Source organism: Pseudomonas sp. FW300-N2A2, assembly GCF_017351735.1.
GTDB classification, from domain to species: domain Bacteria; phylum Pseudomonadota; class Gammaproteobacteria; order Pseudomonadales; family Pseudomonadaceae; genus Aquipseudomonas; species Aquipseudomonas migulae.
Genome location: NZ_JACNDU010000007.1, coordinates 119,677 through 141,502, shown reverse-complemented (window position 1 = coordinate 141,502; position 21,826 = coordinate 119,677). Strand labels below are relative to the sequence as shown.

The following is a 21,826-nucleotide window of genomic DNA, read 5'->3' as shown; positions in this document are numbered from 1 at the left end:
CTACGGATCGCCGTTTTGCTGTCTGGAGTCTGTGAAGGACGTTCAGAGAATGGCGCGGTACTCGGTCAATGCCTTGCTCGATTGAACCAGGCCCTGACGCAGCAGAAGTTCAAGGTAACTACTGACATCCATTGGCGGCAGCTTCAGCTGCTTGCGCTGCCGTTGTGCCGCCTCGATCACTGCCGCCGGATCGAGATCAAAAAGGTTATCGACGAACTCGTCAGGATGCTGAGCCTCAATACCGAAGGGGCTCAGGGCGGTGCAGGGGAAATCTTTCTGGTTGAAGGTGACGATGACGCTGGCATTACAGTGAATGGCAACAGCCAGGACGTGTCGATCATCGACGTCGGGTAGCGTCAATCCTTCAATAAGCTCTTCGTAACCGGACACGCAAGCGTCGGGTAATGCCTGATCCATCAGTTCGGACGTGCGGTTCAGTTGTCCTGTGGTCAGATCCGGACGGTTTTTGAGCAAATTGCGTTTCCATTCGTTGTGTATCTCCATTGTCCATTTCGCTCTAAAACGTCCGGAGAGTGCAAGCCACATCAAAAAATCTCTCAGGGGCGCGGGGTACAGCACACATGCGTCATATACAGCGGTAAAAGAGGAGTGCCTCACTCGTATCCTGTCCTTAACGCTTGTGCCTGCTCGGCGAGCAGCATCATTGCTTGCTCGCTGGCGGTATCGCGCCGGTTTTTATAGTCCATCAAATCGGCAAAGCGCACACGTCGGTGCTTGCCGGTTTTGTGGTAGGACAAGTCGCCGGATTCGAGCAGTTTGATCAGGTGCGGGCGTGAGACGTTAAGCAGATCAGCCGCTTCCTGCGTCGTCAGTTCAGCGTGAACCGGGACTACTTTGACAGCATTGCCCGCAGCGAGCGCTTCCAGGATATCGACTAGCAAACGAAGAGCCGAAGTGGGTAATTCGACGCTGTGAGCCTCATTCCGGTCGTCGAAAATCTGGATGCGCTGTGTTTCGAATTGAGTGGCAAGGTAGGCCGCCAATGCGCGCTGACCTTCAATAGCAGCCTGTACTTCGCGCTCCAGCGGGAGTTTTATCGTCGTATGGAGGGTGGGTGACATGATGGTTCCAGCCTTCTGAGTAAGCGAAGCTGGCAGGCTATTCGAAATAATCGTAAATCGCAATAAACGAAACAGGTGCTCTCAGACCCTTTTTACCAACAACCCCTGCACATACTCCACAAACGCCCGAGCCTTGGCGCTGGCCATCCGCCCGGTTGGAAACACCGCCCACAGCTCCTGACCACTCCGCTGGCCAGCTCCGGTGCAAACATCCATGCCGACGCCATGGTCAGCCCTTGATGGGCCAGCGCCGCTTCACGCAGACCTTGCGCGGCGCTGACACGAATCCTGCCGCTGACGGTGACGGTTTGTTCTTCAAGCAGCCGGACCGCTCCTACAGGGACCTGTGTTGTGGGTCAGAACGCCGCTTTGCCTATTGAAGAACCACCGTCTACAAACAGCGTCTGGCCGGTGATGAACCCGCTCTGTTCTGACAGCAAAAATGCAATCGCCGCGGCAATCTCTTGCGGTTGTCCCAGGCGCCCCATCGGCACACCGGCCAGATAACGCGCCTCGCCCTCGCTTCCCGGCGGGTTGTTGGCGCGGAACAGTTCCGTTTCCGTCGGTCCCGGTGCCACGGCGTTCACCGTCACGCCGGTTTGCGCCAGTTCCAGCGCCCAGGAGCGGGTGAAGCTGATCAACGCCGCTTTTGCCGCGGCATACGCCGTGCGCTGGGTAATCCCGAGCACCGTCAGGCTGGAAATGTTCACCACCCGACCCCAACCCTTGGCGCGCATGTTCGGCAGCAGCGCCTGGGTGGCCTGCAACGCTGAATGCAGGTTGACCCGCATTACGTCATCGAACGTATCGAGGTCGATTTCTCCCAACACTTGCGGGCGTACCAGGCCGACGTTGTTGACCAGCCCATCGAACTCGTAAGTCCCGGCCAGGTCCGCCAGCACTTCCTGAGTGAGTGCCCTGTCGCTCAAATCCAGCGGAAACAGGATGCCGGGAAAACTCAGGTCAGGCGTGCGGGCAATGCCGACCACCCGGTGTCCGGCGCGGTCCAGGTGTTCGGCCACCGCGCGGCCAATGCCTTTGCTGGCGCCGGTGATGAGAAAAGTACGTCGGGTCATTGCACACTCCTTGAACAAAACATGCCGCAGGTCGGGCGGCATTTGAACCGGTCAACCGCGAACCACATCCCGCATCGCTTCAGACTCCGGACGCTGAGTGTAAACCGGGAATACCTCGGGGTGATTACTGACGCAGAGCGAAAGCATTCATTCTCGGGGAGGCTTGCCCGCGAAGCTTTTGGATGTCTATGCCGTTGCCAGCGAACGCTCTTGCGAAACACTCAAAAACCGCAACAACGCCAACAGTGGAAACGCGCTACCCACAATCACGATCCACAACCAGCCGCCGTGTTCGTACACCGCACTGGCTACCGAGGAGCCAAACGCGCCGCCGATGAAGATGCTGGTCATGTACAACGCGTTCAGGCGACTGCGGCTTTTGGCGTCGAGGGCGTAGACCGCCCGTTGGCCGAGGACCATGTTCATCTGTACACAGAAGTCGAGCACTACGCCGGTGACGGCGAGGCCGATGACGCTGTAGAGCGGATGGATGAACGCTGGCAGGAAGCTCAGGCTGGCGAACAACAGCGCCAGCAGCGAAGCGACGCGGGTGTGGCCAGCATCGGCGAGTCGACCGGCGATGGGCGCGGCGATGGCTCCGATGGCGCCGACCAGGGCGAAAATCGCGATCTGGGTTTGCGACAAGCCATGATTACGCGCCAATTCCAGCGGCACGGCGGTCCAGAACAGGCTGAACGTGGCGAACATGCAGCCCTGATAAAACGCGCGCTGGCGCAATACCGGTTGCTGGCGCAGCAGCGTCCACAGCGAACCGAGCAACTGACCGTAGGAGGCGCTGTGATCAGGCTGGCGCTTGGGAATGGTCATGGCCAGCACGATGCTGATGGCCGCCATCAACCCCGCCGCAATCACAAACATCGCCCGCCAGCCGAAGTGGTCAGCCACGACGCTGGACACCGGTCGCGCCAGCAGGATCCCCAGCAGCAAACCGCCCATGATCCCGCCGACCACTCGACCGCGAGACTCCTCCGGCGCCAGGTGCGCGGCCAGTGGAATCAGGATCTGTACCGACACCGAGCTGAAACCCACCAGCAACGAGATCAGCAGAAACACATTCGGCTGATCGGTGAACGCGGCGCCCAACAGACTGGCAATCGCCACCACGGTGGTGGTGATCATCAGTCGGCGGTTTTCCAGCAGGTCACCCAGCGGCACCAGGAAGAACAGGCCCAGCGCGTAGCCAATCTGGGTCAGCGAAACGATCAGGCTGGCCATGGTGCTGGTCAGGCCGATGTCGGGCGCGATCAGGCCGATGATCGGTTGCGCGTAGTAAATATTGGCAACGATGGCGCCGCAGCAGAAGGCAAACAGCAGCACCATGCCTTTGGTCATTGTCGCGGCGCCGTGGGGTGCCTGAGTCGCTGAGTTCATAACGTGTCTCGCTGAACAGAAAGGAATGCGTGAAGGCTAAGTGGCAGGCCGAATCGGCGGAAGAGGGGTTGGAGTGATAGCAATCATTCCTTTGCGGAATGAGTGGCGCTGGAACCTGCGCCTGAATTTCAAGATCCGATGATACATTCACTTACATCTTGTTCGATAGCGTGCTTATGTTCTCTCTTACGACCCATCACCGGAAGGCACTTTCATGAACGCGATGTTCCGTTACCTGATTCGCGGCACTTTGATCGGATTGTTCATGGCAAGCCTCGCCCAGGCTGCAGACGCACCGGGCATGCGCATCGGCGTACGCGGCGAGATCACCGGGGTCAGCCCCGACGTGTTGAAAGTCCACGTCAACAGTGGCGAAAACGTGGTCATCAACCTGACCAAGGACACCAAAATCCGCGCCGTCACCCTGGCCAATATCGAAGACATCAAACCGGGCAGCTACATCGGCTCGGCGGCCATTGCGCAGGAAGATGGCTCGCTCAAAGCGCTGGAAGTCCACGTCTTTCCGCCGGAGCTGGCCGGCAGTGGCGATGGCCATCGACCCTTCGACCTGGTCAAGGGCAGCAGCATGACCAACGGCAGCGTCGGTGATCTGGTGGTCAGTAATGGTCGGGTGTTGACCGTCAACTACAAGGGCGGACAGCAGAAGATCCTGGTGCCGGAGGATGTGCCGATCGTGAACCTGGTGCCGGGGGATCGCAGCTTGCTGAAGGTGGGTGTGAAGGTCGTGACGTTTGTGACCCAGAGTGCGGATGGAACGCTGACCGCCCAATCCATCTCGGCTGGCAAGGACGGTGTCACACCGCCGATGTGATGACAGGTGAAGTTCCCTGTGGGAGTGAGCCTGCTCGCGATGGCGGTGTATCAGTCACCATCAATGTGATTGACCCACCGCCATCGCGAGCAGGCTCACTCCCACAGGGAACTTCAGTGAACACAAAAACAAAAAAGGCGACCTTCTCAGGTCGCCTTTTTCATTGGGCTATCAGCGTTTACTGAGCGTAAATCTGATCAAAGATCCCACCATCATTGAAGTGCGTCTTCTGCACGGTGCGCCAGTCACCGAAGGTCTTCTCTACCGACAGGAAATCCACTTTCGGGAAGCGGTCGGTGTACTTGGCCAGTACCGCCGGATCACGCGGACGCAGGTAGTTTGCCGCAGCAATTTCCTGGCCTTCTGGCGACCACAGGTACTTCAGGTATTCCTCGGCCGCCGCGCGGGTGCCTTTCTTCTCGACCACTTTGTCGACCACGGCCACTGGCGGCTCGGCTTCAGCGGAGACGCTTGGGTAGATCACTTCGAACTGATCACGGCCAAACTCGCGGGCAATCATTTCCGCTTCGTTTTCGAAGGTCACCAGCACGTCGCCGAGCTGGTTGGTCATGAAGGTAGTGGTAGCCGCACGACCACCGGTATCCAGCACCGGTGCTTGCTTGAACAGCTTGCCGACGAAGGCCTTGGCCTTGTTCTCGTCACCGCCGTTCTTCAGCACATAACCCCAGGCCGAAAGGTAGGTGTAGCGGCCGTTGCCCGAGGTTTTCGGGTTTGGCACGATCACTTGCACACCGTCCTTGAGCAGATCCGGCCAGTCTTTCAGGGCTTTCGGGTTGCCTTTGCGGACGATGAACACCGTGGCCGAGGTGAACGGCGCGCTGTGGTTCGGCAGCAGGGTGACCCAGTTGTCCGGCACCAGTTTGCCGTTGTCTGCCAGGGCGTTGATGTCGGTGGCCATGTTCATGGTGATGACGTCAGCCGGCAGGCCGTCGATCACGGAACGCGCCTGTTTGCTCGAACCGCCGAAAGACATCTGCAGGGTGATGTTTTCGTTGTGCTCGGCTTGCCAGTGTTTCTGGAAGGCAGCGTTGTAGTCCTTGTAGAAATCGCGCATCACGTCGTAGGAAACGTTGAGCAGGGTTGGTGCAGCTTGAGCCACGCTGGTCAATGCCAGGCCAGCGGCCAGAAGTGAGGCGCCAAAGAGTTTTTTCACTGCGCATTCCTTGTTCTAATTTAAATATGAGGCAATTTGCCAGCGACTATAACCGGGCTCGTATAGTCCTTTAAAGATTAAAAAGCACTTTGCTTATTCCAGTTTTTTGAACAACATATTGCCGCACCGCGAGCAAAATGCAGCGCCGTGCTCGTGGCTGTTTTTCTTACACACCGGGCAGTCGTGTTGCAACTGTTCGCCACGCATGGCGTTGGCCAGTTCGGCGGTGAAAATCCCGGTTGGCACGGCGATGATCGAGTAACCGGTGATCATCACCAGCGACGAAATCACCTGGCCCAAGGGCGTCTTCGGCACGATGTCGCCGAAGCCGACGGTGGTCAGCGTCACGATAGCCCAGTAGATGCCTTTTGGAATGCTGGTAAAGCCATGCTCCGGGCCTTCGATCACGTACATCAGCGTGCCGAACACCGTGACGAGCGTGCAGACACTGACCAGAAACACCACGATCTTCTGCTTGCTGCCACGCAGCGCCAACATCAGGTAATTGGCTTGCTTGAGGTACGGACTGAGCTTGAGCACGCGGAAAATCCGCAGCATCCGGATGATCCGGATAATCAGCAGGTACTGCGCATCGGCGTAATACAGCGCAAGAATGCCGGGCACGATCGCCAGCAAATCCACCAGCCCATAGAAGCTGAACGCATAACGCAGCGGCTTGGGCGAACAGTACAGGCGCAGGCCATATTCGATGGCGAAAATGACCGTGAAGCCCCACTCGATGTACGCCAACACGTTGGCGTAGTTCTGATGAATCGTGTCGATGCTGTCGAGCATCACGATGACGATGCTGGCGAGGATGATCAACAGCAGAATGCCGTCGAAGCGCCGCCCGGCCTTGGTGTCGCTCTGGAAAACCATGACGTAAAGGTCTTCACGCCAGTTTTTGCTGCTGTCCATGGATAACGCCTGAATCGAGAATCAGCGCAGCCTAGGGTGATTCTCCTCCAGAGTGCAAGGCGTACCGGCGACGGTGGTTTTGCCGAACATTTGCATAACCGTGCGGATCAGCCAGCAGGCGAGGATAAACGGCGCGGTCAGCGTTGGCAGACCGATGGCGGCAAACACCGGCGTCAGCAACAGCGCCGCTGCGATGCCGATGAGCGGCAGCCACGGTTGCTGGCGCAGCGAGCTGAGGGCGAGGGCGGCGAGTACGGCGTTATAGCCACCGAGGCCGATCAATGCGCTATAGAAGTCTTGATGCAGCAGGCTCCAGCCCATGCCCGCGGCAGACGCCAGCATCGCCCAGCAGAATGCGCGGCGATCAGCGATCAGCAAACCCACGGCAATCATCGCACCGGCCAGCGGATGGCCGAGGAACATCACCTGGCCGAGGCCTTTCAGGGGGGCGAGGAGCATGTTCAACGCACTGACTTCGATCAAATGGGCTTCGGTCGAGGGGGTGGCGAAGCACAGCAGCAACCAGCCCAATCCCACGAAGGGCGCCGTATAGGCCGGCAGGTATTGGCTGACCCGGATGCGTTTGAGCCACTGCTGAGTGAGCATCGCGCTCAATCCACCCGCAGCAATGATCAGCGGCGGCAACAGCGCGGACCAGGGGAAATACAGGCTCAGCAGCAAACCGAGCAGGACACCGTTGTAACTGAACAGCCCGGCCTGACGATCGGCCTTGGCGTAGTGGCGACGTTGCGCGGTGAGCAAACCGGCGACACCGCCCAGCAACGCACCGCCGAGCAGGGCCGGTGCGGTGAATAGAATGGCGAGCAGGCACAACAGACCAAACAGCGGATGGCGCTGGAGGAAAATCTGGCTGAAGCCGTTGAGCAGGGCAGTCGCCCAATCGGGGCAGTGGGTGTTGAAGTGGTTGGCAGGCATGATGAAGTCTGTGGGTGTTTCAGTGAAACCGAGTCGCCAGCATCGCCAGCAGGCTGGCTCCCACACTGAATCTGCGTTCAGTCTTGATTTCGTTATCGACACAAAACCAATGTGGGAGCCAGCCTGCTGGCGATGAGGCCGGTATGGGCGCTCTAGATCAACGTCTCGATACGCAAAGAGTTAGTCGACCCAGGCTGCCCAAACGGCACACCCGCCGTGATCAATAACGTGTCCCCGCGCTGCGCCATGCCCTGCGCCTGCGCAATCTCCAGCGCTGTCGAACACACTTCATCCACCTGGCGCAGACGATCATTGACCACCGAATGCACCCCCCACGCCACGGTCAAGCGGCGAGCGGTCTGCAGGTTCGGCGTCAGGTTCAGAATCGGCACCGTCGGCCGTTCCCGCGCCGCCCGTAGACTCGACGTGCCGGATTCGCTGTAGTTCACCAGCACCGCCACCGGCAACACGTTACTGATGCGACGAATTGCACAGCTGATCGCATCGGAAACGGTCGCCTCGGCTTTCGGCCGGCTGACGTCCAGTTGCGTCTGATAGTCCGGACCGTTTTCCACCTGGCGGATGATCTTGCTCATCATCTGCACAGCTTCTATCGGGTATTCGCCGGATGCGGTTTCCGCCGACAGCATCACCGCATCGGCACCTTCGGCCACAGCGTTGGCCACATCGGTGACTTCGGCGCGGGTCGGGGCCGGGGAGAAGCGCATCGACTCCAGCATCTGCGTCGCCACCACCACCGGTTTGCCGAGTTGGCGGCAGATGCTGATGATGTTCTTCTGAATCTGCGGCACGCTTTCGGCGGGCACTTCGACGCCGAGGTCGCCACGGGCAACCATGATCGCGTCGCTCAATTCGGCGATTTCCCGCAGTTGCGTGACCGCCGATGGCTTCTCGATCTTGGCCATCAAAAACGCTTTGTCGCCGATCAGTTCACGCGCTTCGCGAATGTCTTCCGGGCGCTGCACGAACGACAGCGCGACCCAATCCACGCCCAACTCCAGACCGAAAGTCAGATCGCGACGATCCTTGGCCGTCAGCGGGCTCAACTCCAGCACCGCTTGCGGCACGTTCACGCCTTTGCGGTCCGAGAGTTCGCCGCCATTGAGCACCGTGGTGTCGATTGCGTCGGCGTATTTGGTGACCACGCGCAGTCGCAGTTTGCCGTCGTCGAGCAGCAAGTCCATGCCCGGCTCCAGCGCGGCGATGATTTCCGGGTGCGGCAGGTTGACCCTGCGTTGATCGCCCGGCGTCGGGTCCAGGTCCAGGCGCAGGGCCTGACCGCGATGCAACTGCACCTTGCCTTCGGCGAACTTGCCGACCCGCAGTTTCGGGCCTTGCAGGTCCATCAGGATCCCGAGCGGATAATTCAGTTGGCGCTCGACTTCACGAATCCATTGATAGCGTTGAGCGTGGTCGGCGTGATCGCCGTGGCTGAAGTTCAGGCGGAAGATGTTGACCCCGGCCTGCACCAGCTCGCGGATGTCTTCGATCCCGTCGGTGGCGGGGCCGAGGGTGGCGAGGATTTTGACCTTTTTATCAGGCGTCATTTTTTGTGCTCTCGAGAATCAGGATGGCGCGGAAGTCGTTGACGTTGGTGCGGGTCGGCTCGGTGACGATCAACGCGTCGAGCGCCGCGAAATAGCCGTAGCCATTGTTGTTGTCGAGTTCATCGCTGGCGCTCAAACCGAGGGCGGCGGCGCGGGCGTAGCTGTCCGGGGTCATGATCGCCCCGGCATTGTCTTCGGAGCCGTCGATGCCATCGGTGTCGCCGGCCAGCGCGTAGACGCCGGGCAAGCCTTTGAGGCTGTCGGTCAGGCTCAGGAGGAATTCGGCGTTGCGTCCGCCGCGACCATTGCCGCGCACGGTGACCGTGGTTTCACCGCCCGAAAGGATCACGCACGGCGCCGCCAATGGCTGGCCATGCAGGACCACTTGCCGCGCGATGCCGGCGTGAACCTTGGCCACTTCGCGGGATTCGCCTTCCAGGTCGCCGAGGATCAGCGGACTGAAACCGGCCTGACGGGCTTTCACTGCAGCGGCTTCAAGCGACTGTTGCGGGCGGGCGATCAATTGGAAATGACTGCGCGCCAGGCTCGGGTCGCCGGGTTTGACCGTCTCCGATTCCGGGCTTTGCAGCCAGTTGCGCACCGACGCCGGGACTTCAATGTCGTAGCGCTTGAGGATCGCCAGCGCTTCGGCGGAGGTGCTCGGGTCGGCCACGGTGGGGCCGGAAGCGATGACCGTGGCGAGGTCGCCCGGTACATCGGAAATCGCATAGGTATAAACAGTGGCGGGCCAGCAGGCTTTACCGAGACGGCCGCCCTTGATCGCCGAGAGGTGCTTGCGCACGCAGTTCATCTCGCCGATGGTCGCGCCGGATTTGAGCAGGGCTTTGTTGATCGATTGCTTGTCGGCGAGCGTGATGCCTTGGGCCGGAAGGGCGAGCAACGCAGAACCGCCACCGGAGAGCAGAAAGATGACGCGGTCGTCTTCGCTCAGGTTGCTGACCAGATCCAGCACACGCTTGGCGACGGCCAGGCCAGCGGCGTCCGGCACCGGGTGAGCGGCTTCGACGACTTCGATTTTTTCGCACGGGGCGCCGTGACCGTAACGCGTCACCACCAGGCCGGACACTTCACCCTGCCAGCAGCGCTCGACCACTTGGGCCATGGCGGCGGCAGCTTTGCCGGCGCCGATGACGATCACGCGACCACTGCGGTCAGTGGGCAAATGAGCTTCGAGGACTTGCTGCGGATGGGCCGCGTCAATGGCTGTGGCAAACAGCTCACGCAGGAATTGTTGCGGATCGACCGACATGGCGGGCTCCCGGAATTCTTGTTATTGGAGGGCAACTCGGCCCCTTGTGGGAGCTAGCCTGCTAGCGATTCAGGCGCTGAGGTCTACCAGACACACCGCGTCGATTTCATCGCTAGCAGGCTAGCTCCCACAGGGTCAGACAGAGACTTAGTTCTTATCGCGAATCGAGAAATTCGCCATGTGCTCCAGGCCTTTGATCAGCGCCGAGTGGTCCCAGTTGCTGCCACCGATGGCCGCGCAGGTGCTGAACACTTGCTGGGTGTTGGCGGTGTTCGGCAGGTTGATGTTCAGCTCCTTGGCACCTTGCAGGGCTAGGTTCAGGTCCTTCTGGTGCAGGCTGATGCGGAAGCCTGGGTCGAAGGTGCCCTTGATCATGCGTTCGCCATGCACTTCGAGGATTTTCGACGAAGCGAAACCGCCCATCAGCGCTTCACGCACCTTGGCTGGATCGGCACCGTTTTTCGAAGCGAACAGCAGGGCTTCGGCCACGGCCTGAATGTTCAGCGCGACGATGATCTGGTTCGCCACTTTCGCGGTTTGACCGTCGCCGTTACCGCCCACCAGGGTGATGTTCTTGCCCATCGCCTGGAACAGCGGCAAGGCGCGTTCGAAGGCATCGGCATCGCCGCCGACCATGATGCTCAGGGTCGCAGCCTTGGCACCGACTTCACCGCCGGACACCGGCGCGTCGAGGTACTGCGCGCCTTTTTCGTTGATCTTGGCCGCGAAGGCTTTGGTGGCGGTGGGCGAGATCGAGCTCATGTCGATGACGACTTTGCCCTTGCCGACACCGGCCGCAATACCGTCGGCGCGGAACAGCACGTCATCGACCTGCGGGGTATCCGGCACCATGACGATGATGAATTCAGCTTCTTGCGCGACTTCTTTCGGGTTCGCCAGGGCGACAGCGCCACCGGCGATCAGGTCGGCAGGCGCGGCATCGTGGTGCGCCGACAGGAACAGGCTGTGACCGGCTTTCTGCAGGTTCAACGCCATTGGGTGGCCCATGATGCCGGTGCCGATAAATCCGATTTTAGCCATGAGAAAATCCTCTTGTTTTTATTGCTCTGTTCGCAAAATTCGTGGGTGTCAGCGAGGGCGCCTTCGCGGGCAAGCCTCGCTCCTACAGGGGCAGGGTTGTTCGTAGGAGCGAGGCTTGCCCGCGAAGAACGATGACGCGGTTTTCGATCAGATCGCGTTATGGGTTTTCAGCCAGCCCAGGCCTGCTTCGGTGGTGGTCAGCGGCTTGTATTCGCAACCGACCCAACCCTGATAACCAATCCGGTCCAGGTGTTCGAACAGGAAGCGGTAATTGATTTCACCAGTGCCTGGTTCGTTGCGCCCCGGGTTGTCCGCCAATTGCACGTGATTGATTTCACCGAGGTGCGATTGCAGGGTGCGGGCCAGGTCGCCTTCCATGATTTGCATGTGATAGATGTCGTATTGCAGGAACAGATTGGCGCTGCCGACCTGTTCGCGAATCGACAGGGCTTGCGCCGTGTTGTTCAGGTAGAACCCTGGGATGTCGCGGGTGTTGATCGCTTCCATCACCAGTTTGATGCCCGCCGCTTGCAGCTTGTCGGCCGCGTACTTGAGGTTGGCGACAAAGGTTTTTTCCACGGTGGCATCGTCGACACCTTGTGGACGAATACCGGCCAGGCAGTTGACCTGGGTGTTGCCCAGCACTTGCGCGTAGGCAATGGCCAGATCGACCCCGGCGCGGAACTCTTCAACCCGGTCCGGCAGGCACGCGATACCGCGTTCGCCCTTGGCCCAGTCACCGGCCGGCAGGTTGAACAACACCTGGGTCAGACCGTTGGCGTCGAGCTTGGCCTTGATCTCGGCGGAGCTGAAATCGTAAGGGAACAGGTATTCGACACCACTGAAGCCGGCCTTGGCGGCCGCTTCGAAACGGGCGAGAAAATCCTGTTCGGTGAACAGCATGGACAGGTTGGCTGCGAAACGCGGCATGGTGGTCTCCCGTAAATGTGTGAGCTCCCTCTGTAGGAGCGAGGCTTGCCCGCGAAGGCGTTGTGTCAGTCGGCATCAATGTTGAATGGCACGACGCCTTCGCGGGCAAGCCTCGCTCCTACAGGGGGGAGGCGGTCAGCTGTTAATCAAGCAGCGAAATCGCGGTCGGCGCATCGTTGCCGACCAGCGCCAGGTCTTCGAATTCGTTGACGGCGTTGATCTCGGTGCCCATGGAAATGTTGGTCACGCGCTCCAGAATAATCTCGACGATCACCGGCACCTTGAACTCTTCGATCAGCTCCTGGGCCCTGCGCAGTGCAGGCTGGATCTGAGCCGGTTCGAACACACGCAGCGCCTTGCAACCGAGGCCTTCGGCAACCGCGACGTGATCGACACCGTAACCGTTGAGTTCCGGAGCGTTCAGGTTATCGAAGGACAGCTGCACGCAGTAGTCCATGTCGAAACCGCGCTGGGCCTGACGAATCAGCCCCAGGTACGAATTGTTTACCACAACGTGGATGTACGGCAGCTTGAACTGCGCGCCCACCGCCAATTCTTCGATCATGAACTGGAAGTCATAGTCGCCCGACAGCGCCACAACCTTGCGGTTCGGATCGGCCTTGACCACGCCCAGTGCAGCCGGAATGGTCCAGCCCAGCGGGCCGGCCTGACCGCAGTTGATCCAGTGACGCGGCTTGTAGACGTGCAGGAACTGCGCGCCGGCAATCTGCGACAGACCGATGGTGCTGACGTAGCAGGTGTCTTTGCCGAACACCTGGTTCATCTCTTCGTAAACGCGCTGCGGTTTGACTGGCACGTTGTCGAAGTGCGTTTTGCGTTGCAGGCTGGCTTTGCGCTGCTGGCAGTCTTGCAGCCAGGCGCTGCGGTTTTTCAGCTTGCCGGCGGCTTGCCATTCGCGAGCGACTTCGATGAACACGGTCAGCGCGGCAGCGGCGTCGGAGACGATGCCCAGGTCCGGGTTGAACACGCGGCCGATTTGCGTCGGCTCGATGTCAACGTGAATGAACTTGCGGCCTTCGGTGTACACGTCAATCGAGCCGGTGTGGCGGTTGGCCCAACGGTTGCCGACGCCCAGTACCACGTCGGACTTCAGCAGGGTGGCGTTGCCGTAACGGTGCGAAGTCTGCAAGCCCACCATGCCGACCATCAACGGGTGATCGTCCGGGATCGTGCCCCAGCCCATCAGGGTTGGGATGACCGGAATGCCGGTCAGCTCGGCGAATTCCACCAGCAACTCGCTGGCGTCGGCATTGATGATGCCGCCACCGGCGACCAGCAATGGACGCTCGGCCTGATCGAGCATGGCCAGGGCCTTCTCGATTTGCACGCGGTTAGCGGTTGGCTTGGCCAGTGGCAGCGGTTCGTAGGCGTCGATGTCGAATTCGATTTCGGCCATCTGCACGTCGAACGGCAGGTCGATCAGCACTGGGCCTGGACGGCCGGAGCGCATTTCGTAGAAGGCTTTCTGGAACGCATACGGCACCTGGCCCGGTTCCATGACAGTGGTCGCCCACTTGGTCACTGGCTTGACGATGGTGGTGATGTCGACAGCCTGGAAGTCTTCCTTGTGCATACGGGCGCGGGGTGCTTGCCCGGTGATGCACAGAATCGGGATCGAGTCGGCCGAGGCGCTGTAGAGCCCGGTGACCATGTCAGTACCGGCCGGGCCGGAAGTGCCGATGCACACGCCGATGTTGCCGGCCTTGGTGCGGGTGTAGCCCTCGGCCATGTGCGACGCGCCTTCAACGTGTCGAGCGAGGACGTGATCGATGCCGCCGACCTTTTGCAGGGCGGAGTACAACGGGTTGATGGCGGCACCGGGGATGCCAAAAGCGGTATCAACCCCTTCGCGGCGCATCACCAGAACGGCGGCTTCGATTGCTCTCATTTTGCTCATGGTTTTGTGTCTCTTACGTTTTGTAATTGTATACAAGTGGCTTTGCGCAGAGTGTATTCACGGCGGACGGCGCAGGTCAATCCATTTTCTCAAGCGACTGTTTCATTCGTCGGAAGCCTGTTCTGCTGTGGCTTTTCGTCGCATGTGGCGCTTTTCGATAATTATTGTATACAAAAAAATAACTCATTGTGTTCTATTTGTTGCATCGGACTGCGGTGCAAGCGCGCAGTCCTTCCGCTTTCCCTATAACAAAATGAGGACGGCACCATGAGCGCTTTAACCTTGAAAGTGGCAGTCAACCTGACCAGTCAGGCCATCTCCGCCGCGCGTGCAATCAACGCGGCCCCTTTGACCATCGCCGTGCTGGATGCCGGCGGACACCTGGTTTCCCTGCAACGCGAAGACGGCGCCAGCCTGCTGCGCCCGCAGATCGCCATCGGCAAAGCCTGGGGCGCCATTGCGCTGGGCAAAGGCTCACGCCTGCTGGCGCTGGACGCCCAGCAGCGCCCGGCGTTTATCGCGGCGTTGAACAGCCTGGGGCAGGGCAGCGTGGTGCCGGCACCGGGCGGTGTGTTGATTCGGGATCAGGACGGCAATGTGCTGGGAGCTGTGGGCATCAGCGGGGATTTGTCGGATGTTGATGAGCAGTGTGCGATCAATGCGATCGAGGCGCTGGGGTTGAAGGCGGATGCGGGGGTGGCAGCTTGAATCACGGGTGACTGATCCGCCGCTATCGCCAGCAGGCTGGCTCCCACAGGGAACATCTGAGTGTCAGAGATCAACTGTGGGAGCCAGCCTGCTGGCGATGACAAACCGTCAGACACATCCATCTAAATGTCTGCCCCACCCTTGGGTAATATCAGGACTAGCCTTCTTCATGAATTAATCATGCAAGGGGCAAAGGAATGCCTGATCTACCCGCGTCAAATCGCCTGCGCATTGGCCGTTATACCGAGCCCAACCGGATTTATCTGCTGACTACCATTACACGCGACCGAGAGCCGATATTCAAAGACTTCACTTTGGGTAGAGTGGTGGTTAATCAATTTCGCTGCGCTCAGGATCAAGGTTTCGCTAATTCACTGGCCTGGGTGGTCATGCACGATCACTTTCATTGGTTGATTGAGTTGCAGAAGGGATCTTTGAGTGAGCTGATGCAAAAAACCAAGTCGATGAGCACCAAAGCCATAAATCAGTCTACCGGTCGAAGCACCAGTCTCTGGCAGAGAGGATTTCATGATCGGGCACTGCGGCGGGAAGAGGATTTGGTGAAACTGGCTCGATATGTGGTAGCCAACCCGTTGCGGGCTGGACTGGTCGGGAAGCTTGGCGATTATCCGTTGTGGGATGCTGTTTGGGTTTGAGCTGAAATCGAGTTGCCTTCATCGCGGTCTATCAGTCCGGCTCACACCCTTTAAGCACCAACCGGATAATCGTCTGTGCCGCCGCTTCATAATCCTCTTCATCCAGCTTGGCCTTGCCGGTGATGGCTGTAATCTGCCAGTCAAAGTCGGCATAGGTCTGGGTCGCGGCCCAGATGCTGAACATCAGGTGGTTGGGGTCGATGGGGGCGATCTGGCCGCGGTCGATCCAGGTCTGGATGCAGTCGATGTTGTGTTTCGCCTGGCTGTTCAGTTGTTCGACCAGGTCGGCGCTCAGGTGCGGGGCGCCGTGCATGATTTCGCTGGCGAACACCTTGGAGGCGAAGGGCAAGTCGCGGGAGATGCGGATTTTCGAGCGAATGTAGCCGCTCAGCACTTCGCTGGGCACGCCGTCGGCGTTGAACGGCGTCGAGGCCTGCAGAATCGGCTCGATGATGCTTTCCAGAACCTCGCGGTAGAGGTTTTCCTTGGATTTGAAGTAGTAGTAGACGTTGGGCTTGGGCAATCCCGCCTTGGCTGCGATGTCACTGGTTTTGGTCGCAGCGAAGCCCTTGTCGGCAAATTCTTCACTGGCGGCACGCAGGATCAGTTCTTTGTTGCGCTCGCGGATAGTGCTCATAAACCAGGTGGTTCCTTGCCTGTTCTGGCGGTTGCGCATGGTAGCACCGGCCTCGCGCGGCGCTCAAGAATGCCCCGTGTGGCGCTCGGCCGCGCTATGCTGCGCAGCATTCATTCCAGAAGGACACCTGATTCATGGCAGGAAGCAGTTTACTGTTGCTGATCGACGACATTGCCGCGGTACTCGACGATGTGGCGTTGATGACCAAAATGGCCGCCAAGAAAACCGCCGGCGTGCTCGGTGACGATCTGGCGCTCAATGCCCAGCAGGTCAGCGGCGTACGTGCCGAACGGGAAATCCCGGTCGTTTGGGCCGTGGCGAAGGGCTCGTTTCTCAACAAACTGATTCTGGTGCCGTCAGCGCTGGCGATCAGTGCATTCATTCCGTGGCTGGTTACGCCGTTGCTGATGGTCGGCGGCGCCTACCTGTGTTTCGAAGGTTTCGAAAAACTTGCGCACAAATTCCTGCACAGCAAGGCTGAAGACCAGGCCGAGCATGCGGAGCTTGTCGAGGCTGTGGCCGACCCGGCGGTGGATCTGGTGGCGTTCGAAAAGGACAAGATCAAGGGCGCCATCCGTACCGACTTCATTCTTTCGGCGGAAATCATCGCCATCACCCTCGGCACCGTGGCCGATGCGTCGCTGACCCAGCAAGTCATCGTGCTGTCGGGCATTGCCATCGTCATGACCATCGGCGTCTACGGCCTGGTAGCCGGCATCGTCAAGCTCGATGACCTCGGTCTGTGGCTGACCCAGAAGCCCGGCCAGATGGCCAAAAGCATTGGCGGCGGGATTCTGCGTGCGGCGCCGTACATGATGAAAAGCCTGTCGGTGATCGGGACGGCGGCGATGTTCCTGGTGGGCGGCGGAATTCTCACTCACGGCGTGCCGGTGGTTCATCACTGGATTGAAGGTGTCAGCGCAGGGGCGGGCGGTGCGGGGTTTGTCGTGCCAACGCTGCTGAATGCGGTAGCGGGAATTGTGGCGGGTGCGGTGGTGTTGGCGGGTGTGATGGTTGTCAGCAAGATCTGGCGGGCAGTCAAACGCTGAACCTGTAGGAGCCGGCTTGCCGGCGATGGGATTTCAAGCCCGATACAGTCCTTTCGGACGCCATCGCTGGCAAGCCAGCTCCTACAGTTGAATTGCGACAGGCATGAAAAAGGCCATTCGATTCACATCGAATGGCCTTTTTTGTTGCCGATGAATTACTCGGCGATCTGCAACTTGCGCGACTCGGTGTACACGTAGCGCACCTTTTCGTATTCGAACGGCGAGTTCAGTTGGCCGTAGCGGAAGCTGGTCTGGTGGCGCTTGTCGATGCTGCGCAGGGCCCACACTTCAGGGTGGTTGGAACTGACTTCGGAGACGTTCAGGAAGTTGATCGCTGATTCGGCGGTGAAGTCCACGGCCAGGCCGCCGGTGTCGCGGATGTTGGATGGGCCGAGGATCGGCAGCACGAAGTAGGCGCCGCCCGGTACGCCGTAGAAACCGAGCGTCTGGCCGAAGTCTTCGCTCTGGCGCGGCAGGCCCATGGCGGTGGCCGGGTCCCACAGGCCGGCGATGCCGATGGTGGTGTTGAGCAGCAGGCGCGCAGTGGTTTCCATCGAACGTTGGCCCTTGAACTGCAATAGGCTGTTGAGCAGGTTCGGTACGTCGCCGAGGTTGTTGAAGAAGTTGCTGACCCCGGTGCGCAGGAAGCTTGGCGTGATGTAGCGATACCCGTCGACCACCGGCAGGAACACCCATTGGTCGAAGCGGTAATTGAAGTGGTACACCCGGCGGTTCCACTCTTCCAGCGGGTCGTAGACAGCCAGCGCGCTGAGTGTCGAGCGCTCGAATTCGCGCTGGTCCAGGCCTGGGTTGAACTTGAGTTTGCTCAGTGGCTCCTTGAAGCCGTCACTGTCGACGACCACCGGGGCGTTGGCTTTGCTGTTGTCGGCATTGGCGACGCCTGCACAGAGTAACGCTGCGATAAGCAGGAGGTATTTAGCCACGGAAGAACTCCAGCATGGCGTCGCTGTTGACGCGATAGTTAAGGTTGCCGCAGTGGCCGCCCAGTGGATAAACAGTCAAGCGATCACCGAAGGTCTTGCGCAGGAAACCAAGGTCACCCGGGCCTAGGATCACGTCGTCAGCGTTGTGCATGACCGCGATTTTCGGGCTGTCGTGCAGGTAATCCTTCAGGGCATACAGGCTGACCTGGTCGATCAGTTGCAGCAGGCTGCCGCCGTCAGTGCGCGCGCGCCACATCGGGATCACTTGTTCGGTGATGTAGCAGTCGAAGTCGCACTGCAGCGCACGCTTGAGGTACGGCGTGAGGCTGGTGCCTTCGGTGATGGGCGTTTTCGGCGGGGTGATCAGGCCGCGACGGTTGATCAGGTCCGAGGTGAAAGCGATGTCGGCCGCCGAGAAGCGGAACGACGTGCCGATCAGCATGGCCATCTGTTCGTTGGTCAGGTGCTGCTTGGACTGCTGGAAGTCGTAGAGCAGGGCGTCGTTGAGGTCGATGTAGCCTTTCTGCTGGAAGTAACGGGTCAGTTTGTTCAGTACCAGTTCATAGAACGTGGTGGTGTTGGTGATGCCCTTGACCTCTGTCTGGACCAGCTTGTCGAGGTTGGTGATCGAGGTGTAGAGGTTCACCGGCGGGTTCAGCAGCAAGACTTTCTTGAAGTTGAAGCTGCGGCGGGTTTCATCCAGATGCGCGACAAATGCCGCATCCAGCGCCCCCAGGCTGTAGCCGGTCAGGTAGTAATCGGTGACGGCCACTTTCGGGTTTTGTGCCCGCACGGCCTGCATCACCCGGTACATGTCTTCGGCGTCATCCTTGGTGATGCCGGGTGTGGCAAAGCGTGAAGCGGCGCTCATGAAGTCGAAGCTGGTGGGCGACGACAGTTGCACCACGTGGTAACCCGCCTTGTAGTAGAGCTTTTTCAGGTATTCGTTAAGGCTGCTGTCATAGCGCGCACCGGTGCCGGCGATCAGGAAGATCAACGGGGCGGCTTTATCCTGGGTGGCGATGCGGTAGGTCAGCTTCTTCACCGGCCAGAAGTTGTCCGGCAGTTCGAACTCACGCTCCGGGCGCAGCGTGACGCTGCGGGTTTCCTGGTCGATGTCATCGTCAAGCGGCAACTCCGGACGCAGGTCCGGTGGCGTCGTGGCGATGGTCGCCTCGAACGGGTTGGTCAAGGGATAGCCATAACTGGCGGCGTCGATATCGACCGCCAGTGCGGACGCACTCAAGATAAGGCCGCTAAACAGGGCGGCGAAGCGCAAGGAACGGAGCATGACTGGATCCCTTATAGAAAGGTGCCGAATGAAGTTCGCAGGCTATGACCACGGGGGTTGCGCCAAAGTGCCATGTATCGACACCAATCAGGCCAAATTTCAGAGTAATAGTAGCTGGACGATACACTTTGCAGTGATTGAGTGCCCAGTTAACTGTTGTTAAGGCTTGCGTCAGGCTGCCGGGGGATTAAGCTGGCCGCCGTTTTTCGCTGATTGGAGTGCTTCATGTCCCGCCGTTTACCGGTAATTCTGCTGCTTGTTTTGCTGCCTTTATGGCTGGCCGCCAGTTATGGCGCGCGGTATGGCTTCATGGAGGATGCGCAATGGGTCGGCCTCTGCGTGGACGAGGCGAGCCGCTGGGAATGCCTGGTCCGTTCGAACCTGGGCCTGATGATTCATTTCCAGGTGTTGGGTTGGGCGGCAGTGGCCGCCGCCGTGATCGGCTTCGTGTTGCCGGGGCGGGCAGGGTGGTGGTTGGCGGTGTTGACGTTGGTGTTCGGGTTTCCGGCGTTGGCGTTGTACAACACGACGATGGCTGTGTTTGCGGTGGTGATTGCGGGGTTGCGGTTGGTCCGGGCGTCTCGTAGCGCCTGACAGATCGCCATCGCGAGCAGGCTCGCTCCCACAGTAGATCTTCAGTGAACACAAATTATGTGAACGATGGAGATCAAATGTGGGAGCGAGCCTGCTCGCGATGGGGCCATCAGCCCTTGCGAACCCGCAAACAGCGCCACAACGCCGCCACCATCAACACACTCACCAGCGCCCAGCCCCAGGCCTGCTGATTCTGCAAACCTTCGCGATACAGCTGCGGCGCAATGCCGGCACCGATGATGAAGGTCAGAAGCGCGATTTCACGACGTGGCACGCTCACCGGCCGGCACAGATAAACCAGTGCGGGCAGGATGAAAGCTACGCTCGGAAAGCTGCGATAACGCGGATCGAACACCAGTTCCAGCATCATCACCGCCGCTGTAAAACCTGCTGCTACCAGCAACCAGCCGGCCCGACGCTCCAGCACATTGAAGGTCCGTAGACGCCAGCCGCTACGGTCACTCAGTGTCAGCGCTGCATGCACCAGTACCAACAGGTTCAAAGCCGTCAGCAACGCAACCCACAACCATTCACTGGTAAACCGGGTGGTGACGCGTGCCAGATCGCCCCAGGCGCCAATCGAACAGGCCGCCAAAGCGCCGAGCAGCGGTAGCACCAACGCAGAGCGGGTACTGCGTACACGACCGCCAAGGATCAGCGTGCCAAGGAAAATCATCCCGCCCACCGCCAGCCATTGCGACCAGTACGGCACGTTCGACACCGGACCGGCCAGCACGCCCTTGTCCTGACGGTCGGCGTCAAACAGGCCCCAGTAACCACCAACGGCCCCTTCGCTGGCGCGTTTCCAGGGTTGGTCGAACGCCTCGATCAGGTTGTAGTGCCAGCCTTCCTGTTCGGCCATGATCACAAAGCTGCGAATGAACTTGGCCTCATTGACCCGGCTCGGCAGCGCGGTTTCGCGTTGACGACCCTCGCTCGGCCAGCCGGTTTCGCCAATCATCACGTCTTTGGGGGCGAATTTGTTGCCGAACACCTGGCGCACTTCGCGAACATGTTGCAGCGCGGCGTCGATGTTCGACGGATCGTCTTCCCAATACGGCAGCAGGTGAATGGTCAGGAAGTCCACCGCCGGGGCAATTTCCGGGTGTTTGAGCCAGAACTCCCAGACGTCGGCATAAGTGACAGGCTGCTTGACCTGGCTTTTGACCTTGTTGATCAGCCTGGCCAATTGCGTACCGGTGACTTCCTTGCGCAACAGGGCTTCGTTGCCGACGATCACCGACGTGACCACATCCGGGTTGGCGTTGGCCGAGGCGATCAGCAGGTCGACTTCTTTCTCGGTGTCCACCGGGTTGCTGTTCACCCACGCACCGATCATCAACTTCAGACCATGTTTGCGCGCCAGGTCGGGCAAGGCTTCAAGGCCGGTCATGGAATAGGTACGAATGCATTCGAAGCGGGTGGCCAGCAGCGCGAGGTCGGCGTCCATGCGCTCGGGGCGCAACTTGAACGGCTGATCGAACGGCGATTGGTCCTTGTCGAACGGGGTGTAGGAGGCGCATTGCAGTTTGTGCGTCGCGCTGGCCACGTCCGGCAGAATCACCGGTTTGCCGAGGCCGTACCAAAAACCGCCGAGAGCAAAGAGCCCCAGCAGGCAGGCGAAAAGGTAAGCGAAAAAAGGAAAGCGTGATGTCGCGGGCATGGTCAGGCCGTCTGGGAGCAAAGCCGCGCATGTTACCCGCATTTGTCCCGCGCTTGGTGGCTCGCATAATTTTGACATGCAAAGTTCGGGCGGATCGCCCGAGGCCTTTCAGGTGCTCGTGATTAATGGCGTTCTGATGTCGTTTCT

The 21,826-nt window shown here is 59.7% G+C and carries 21 protein-coding genes and 1 pseudogene; 5 read left to right on the top strand and 17 right to left on the bottom strand.

The features are described 5' to 3' along the window. Positions 1–42 precede the first annotated feature (42 nt). The 5 genes and pseudogenes from J4E42_RS12585 to J4E42_RS12570 all read right to left on the bottom strand — a co-directional run bounded on the left by J4E42_RS12585 (position 43) and on the right by J4E42_RS12570 (position 3,550). On the bottom strand, positions 43–618 hold the full coding sequence (locus tag J4E42_RS12585) for a PIN domain-containing protein (protein ID WP_032832516.1): 576 nt from the start codon (positions 616–618) through the stop codon (positions 43–45). Then, complete coding sequence (locus J4E42_RS12580; RefSeq protein WP_207285360.1) at positions 615–1,082, bottom strand: helix-turn-helix domain-containing protein; 468 nt, start codon at positions 1,080–1,082, stop codon at positions 615–617. Before J4E42_RS12580 ends, J4E42_RS12585 begins: the two co-directional genes overlap by 4 nt. An 81-nt stretch (positions 1,083–1,163) precedes the next feature. Then, a pseudogene (locus J4E42_RS29455) lies at positions 1,164–1,399 on the bottom strand (LysR family transcriptional regulator); the annotation flags it as partial. Between the two features lie 39 nt (positions 1,400–1,438). Then, on the bottom strand, positions 1,439–2,158 hold the full coding sequence (locus J4E42_RS12575) for an SDR family oxidoreductase (protein ID WP_008026798.1): 720 nt from the start codon (positions 2,156–2,158) through the stop codon (positions 1,439–1,441). A 186-nt stretch (positions 2,159–2,344) separates the two neighbouring features. Next, complete coding sequence (locus tag J4E42_RS12570) at positions 2,345–3,550, bottom strand: MFS transporter (RefSeq protein ID WP_207285359.1); 1,206 nt, start codon at positions 3,548–3,550, stop codon at positions 2,345–2,347. A 214-nt stretch (positions 3,551–3,764) separates the two neighbouring features. Between J4E42_RS12570 and J4E42_RS12565 the strand changes: the two genes are divergently transcribed. Next, entirely contained in the window at positions 3,765–4,382 is a 618-nt protein-coding gene (locus tag J4E42_RS12565) for a hypothetical protein (protein ID WP_192226075.1), read from the top strand. A gap of 178 nt (positions 4,383–4,560) precedes the next feature. Here the strand turns inward: J4E42_RS12565 and J4E42_RS12560 are convergent, their stop codons facing one another. From J4E42_RS12560 to gcl, 8 genes are all read right to left on the bottom strand, one after another. Next, positions 4,561–5,556, bottom strand: coding sequence for a sulfate ABC transporter substrate-binding protein (locus tag J4E42_RS12560; protein WP_008039863.1), 996 nt, complete (start codon positions 5,554–5,556; stop codon positions 4,561–4,563). A gap of 93 nt (positions 5,557–5,649) precedes the next feature. Next, on the bottom strand, positions 5,650–6,474 hold the full coding sequence (locus J4E42_RS12555) for an ion transporter (RefSeq protein ID WP_207285358.1): 825 nt from the start codon (positions 6,472–6,474) through the stop codon (positions 5,650–5,652). A 21-nt stretch (positions 6,475–6,495) separates the two neighbouring features. After that, positions 6,496–7,410: an urea transporter gene (locus J4E42_RS12550; protein WP_207285357.1), complete on the bottom strand. Its 915-nt coding sequence runs from the start codon at positions 7,408–7,410 to the stop codon at positions 6,496–6,498. A gap of 152 nt (positions 7,411–7,562) precedes the next feature. After that, a complete protein-coding gene (pyk, locus tag J4E42_RS12545; RefSeq protein WP_008039869.1) occupies positions 7,563–8,978 on the bottom strand; it encodes a pyruvate kinase in 1,416 nt (471 codons plus the stop codon). Beyond that, positions 8,968–10,248, bottom strand: coding sequence for a glycerate kinase (locus tag J4E42_RS12540; protein ID WP_008026780.1), 1,281 nt, complete (start codon positions 10,246–10,248; stop codon positions 8,968–8,970). The genes pyk and J4E42_RS12540 overlap by 11 nt, the downstream gene beginning before the upstream one ends. A gap of 147 nt (positions 10,249–10,395) precedes the next feature. Next, positions 10,396–11,289, bottom strand: a complete 894-nt coding sequence (locus J4E42_RS12535; protein WP_008039871.1) for a 2-hydroxy-3-oxopropionate reductase — start codon at positions 11,287–11,289, stop codon at positions 10,396–10,398. A 147-nt stretch (positions 11,290–11,436) separates the two neighbouring features. After that, positions 11,437–12,219, bottom strand: a complete 783-nt coding sequence (hyi, locus tag J4E42_RS12530) for a hydroxypyruvate isomerase (protein ID WP_008026777.1) — start codon at positions 12,217–12,219, stop codon at positions 11,437–11,439. 142 nt (positions 12,220–12,361) lie between these two features. Continuing rightward, positions 12,362–14,137, bottom strand: coding sequence for a glyoxylate carboligase (gene gcl, locus J4E42_RS12525; protein WP_008026775.1), 1,776 nt, complete (start codon positions 14,135–14,137; stop codon positions 12,362–12,364). Between the two features lie 267 nt (positions 14,138–14,404). Here gcl and J4E42_RS12520 point away from each other — a divergent pair, with 267 nt between their 5' ends. Together J4E42_RS12520 and J4E42_RS12515 are read left to right on the top strand one after the other, a co-directional pair. Next, entirely contained in the window at positions 14,405–14,845 is a 441-nt protein-coding gene (locus tag J4E42_RS12520) for a heme-binding protein (protein WP_008039877.1), read from the top strand. Between the two features lie 197 nt (positions 14,846–15,042). Next, positions 15,043–15,501 (top strand): REP-associated tyrosine transposase, encoded by a 459-nt coding sequence (locus tag J4E42_RS12515; RefSeq protein WP_008039878.1) that lies wholly within the window; start codon positions 15,043–15,045, stop codon positions 15,499–15,501. Between the two features lie 31 nt (positions 15,502–15,532). On the opposite strand, the gene J4E42_RS12510 is transcribed toward J4E42_RS12515, so the two are convergent. After that, positions 15,533–16,138 carry a TetR/AcrR family transcriptional regulator gene (locus J4E42_RS12510; protein WP_008039884.1) on the bottom strand — a complete coding sequence of 202 codons (606 nt, stop codon included), beginning with the start codon at positions 16,136–16,138 and terminating at the stop codon, positions 15,533–15,535. 134 nt (positions 16,139–16,272) lie between these two features. Here J4E42_RS12510 and J4E42_RS12505 point away from each other — a divergent pair, with 134 nt between their 5' ends. Further along, positions 16,273–17,187 (top strand): DUF808 domain-containing protein, encoded by a 915-nt coding sequence (locus J4E42_RS12505; protein ID WP_207285356.1) that lies wholly within the window; start codon positions 16,273–16,275, stop codon positions 17,185–17,187. Positions 17,188–17,342: 155 nt separating this feature from the next. Here the strand turns inward: J4E42_RS12505 and J4E42_RS12500 are convergent, their stop codons facing one another. Further along, complete coding sequence (locus tag J4E42_RS12500) at positions 17,343–18,131, bottom strand: VacJ family lipoprotein (RefSeq protein ID WP_008039888.1); 789 nt, start codon at positions 18,129–18,131, stop codon at positions 17,343–17,345. After that, positions 18,124–19,422, bottom strand: coding sequence for a hypothetical protein (locus J4E42_RS12495; RefSeq protein ID WP_008039890.1), 1,299 nt, complete (start codon positions 19,420–19,422; stop codon positions 18,124–18,126). Before J4E42_RS12495 ends, J4E42_RS12500 begins: the two co-directional genes overlap by 8 nt. A 225-nt stretch (positions 19,423–19,647) precedes the next feature. On the opposite strand from J4E42_RS12495, the gene J4E42_RS12490 reads away from it, so the two are divergent. Further along, positions 19,648–20,016, top strand: a complete 369-nt coding sequence (locus J4E42_RS12490; protein WP_207285355.1) for a hypothetical protein — start codon at positions 19,648–19,650, stop codon at positions 20,014–20,016. A 109-nt stretch (positions 20,017–20,125) separates the two neighbouring features. On the opposite strand, the gene J4E42_RS12485 is transcribed toward J4E42_RS12490, so the two are convergent. Further along, positions 20,126–21,721 (bottom strand): beta (1-6) glucans synthase, encoded by a 1,596-nt coding sequence (locus tag J4E42_RS12485; protein ID WP_207285354.1) that lies wholly within the window; start codon positions 21,719–21,721, stop codon positions 20,126–20,128. Positions 21,722–21,826: the final 105 nt, after the last annotated feature.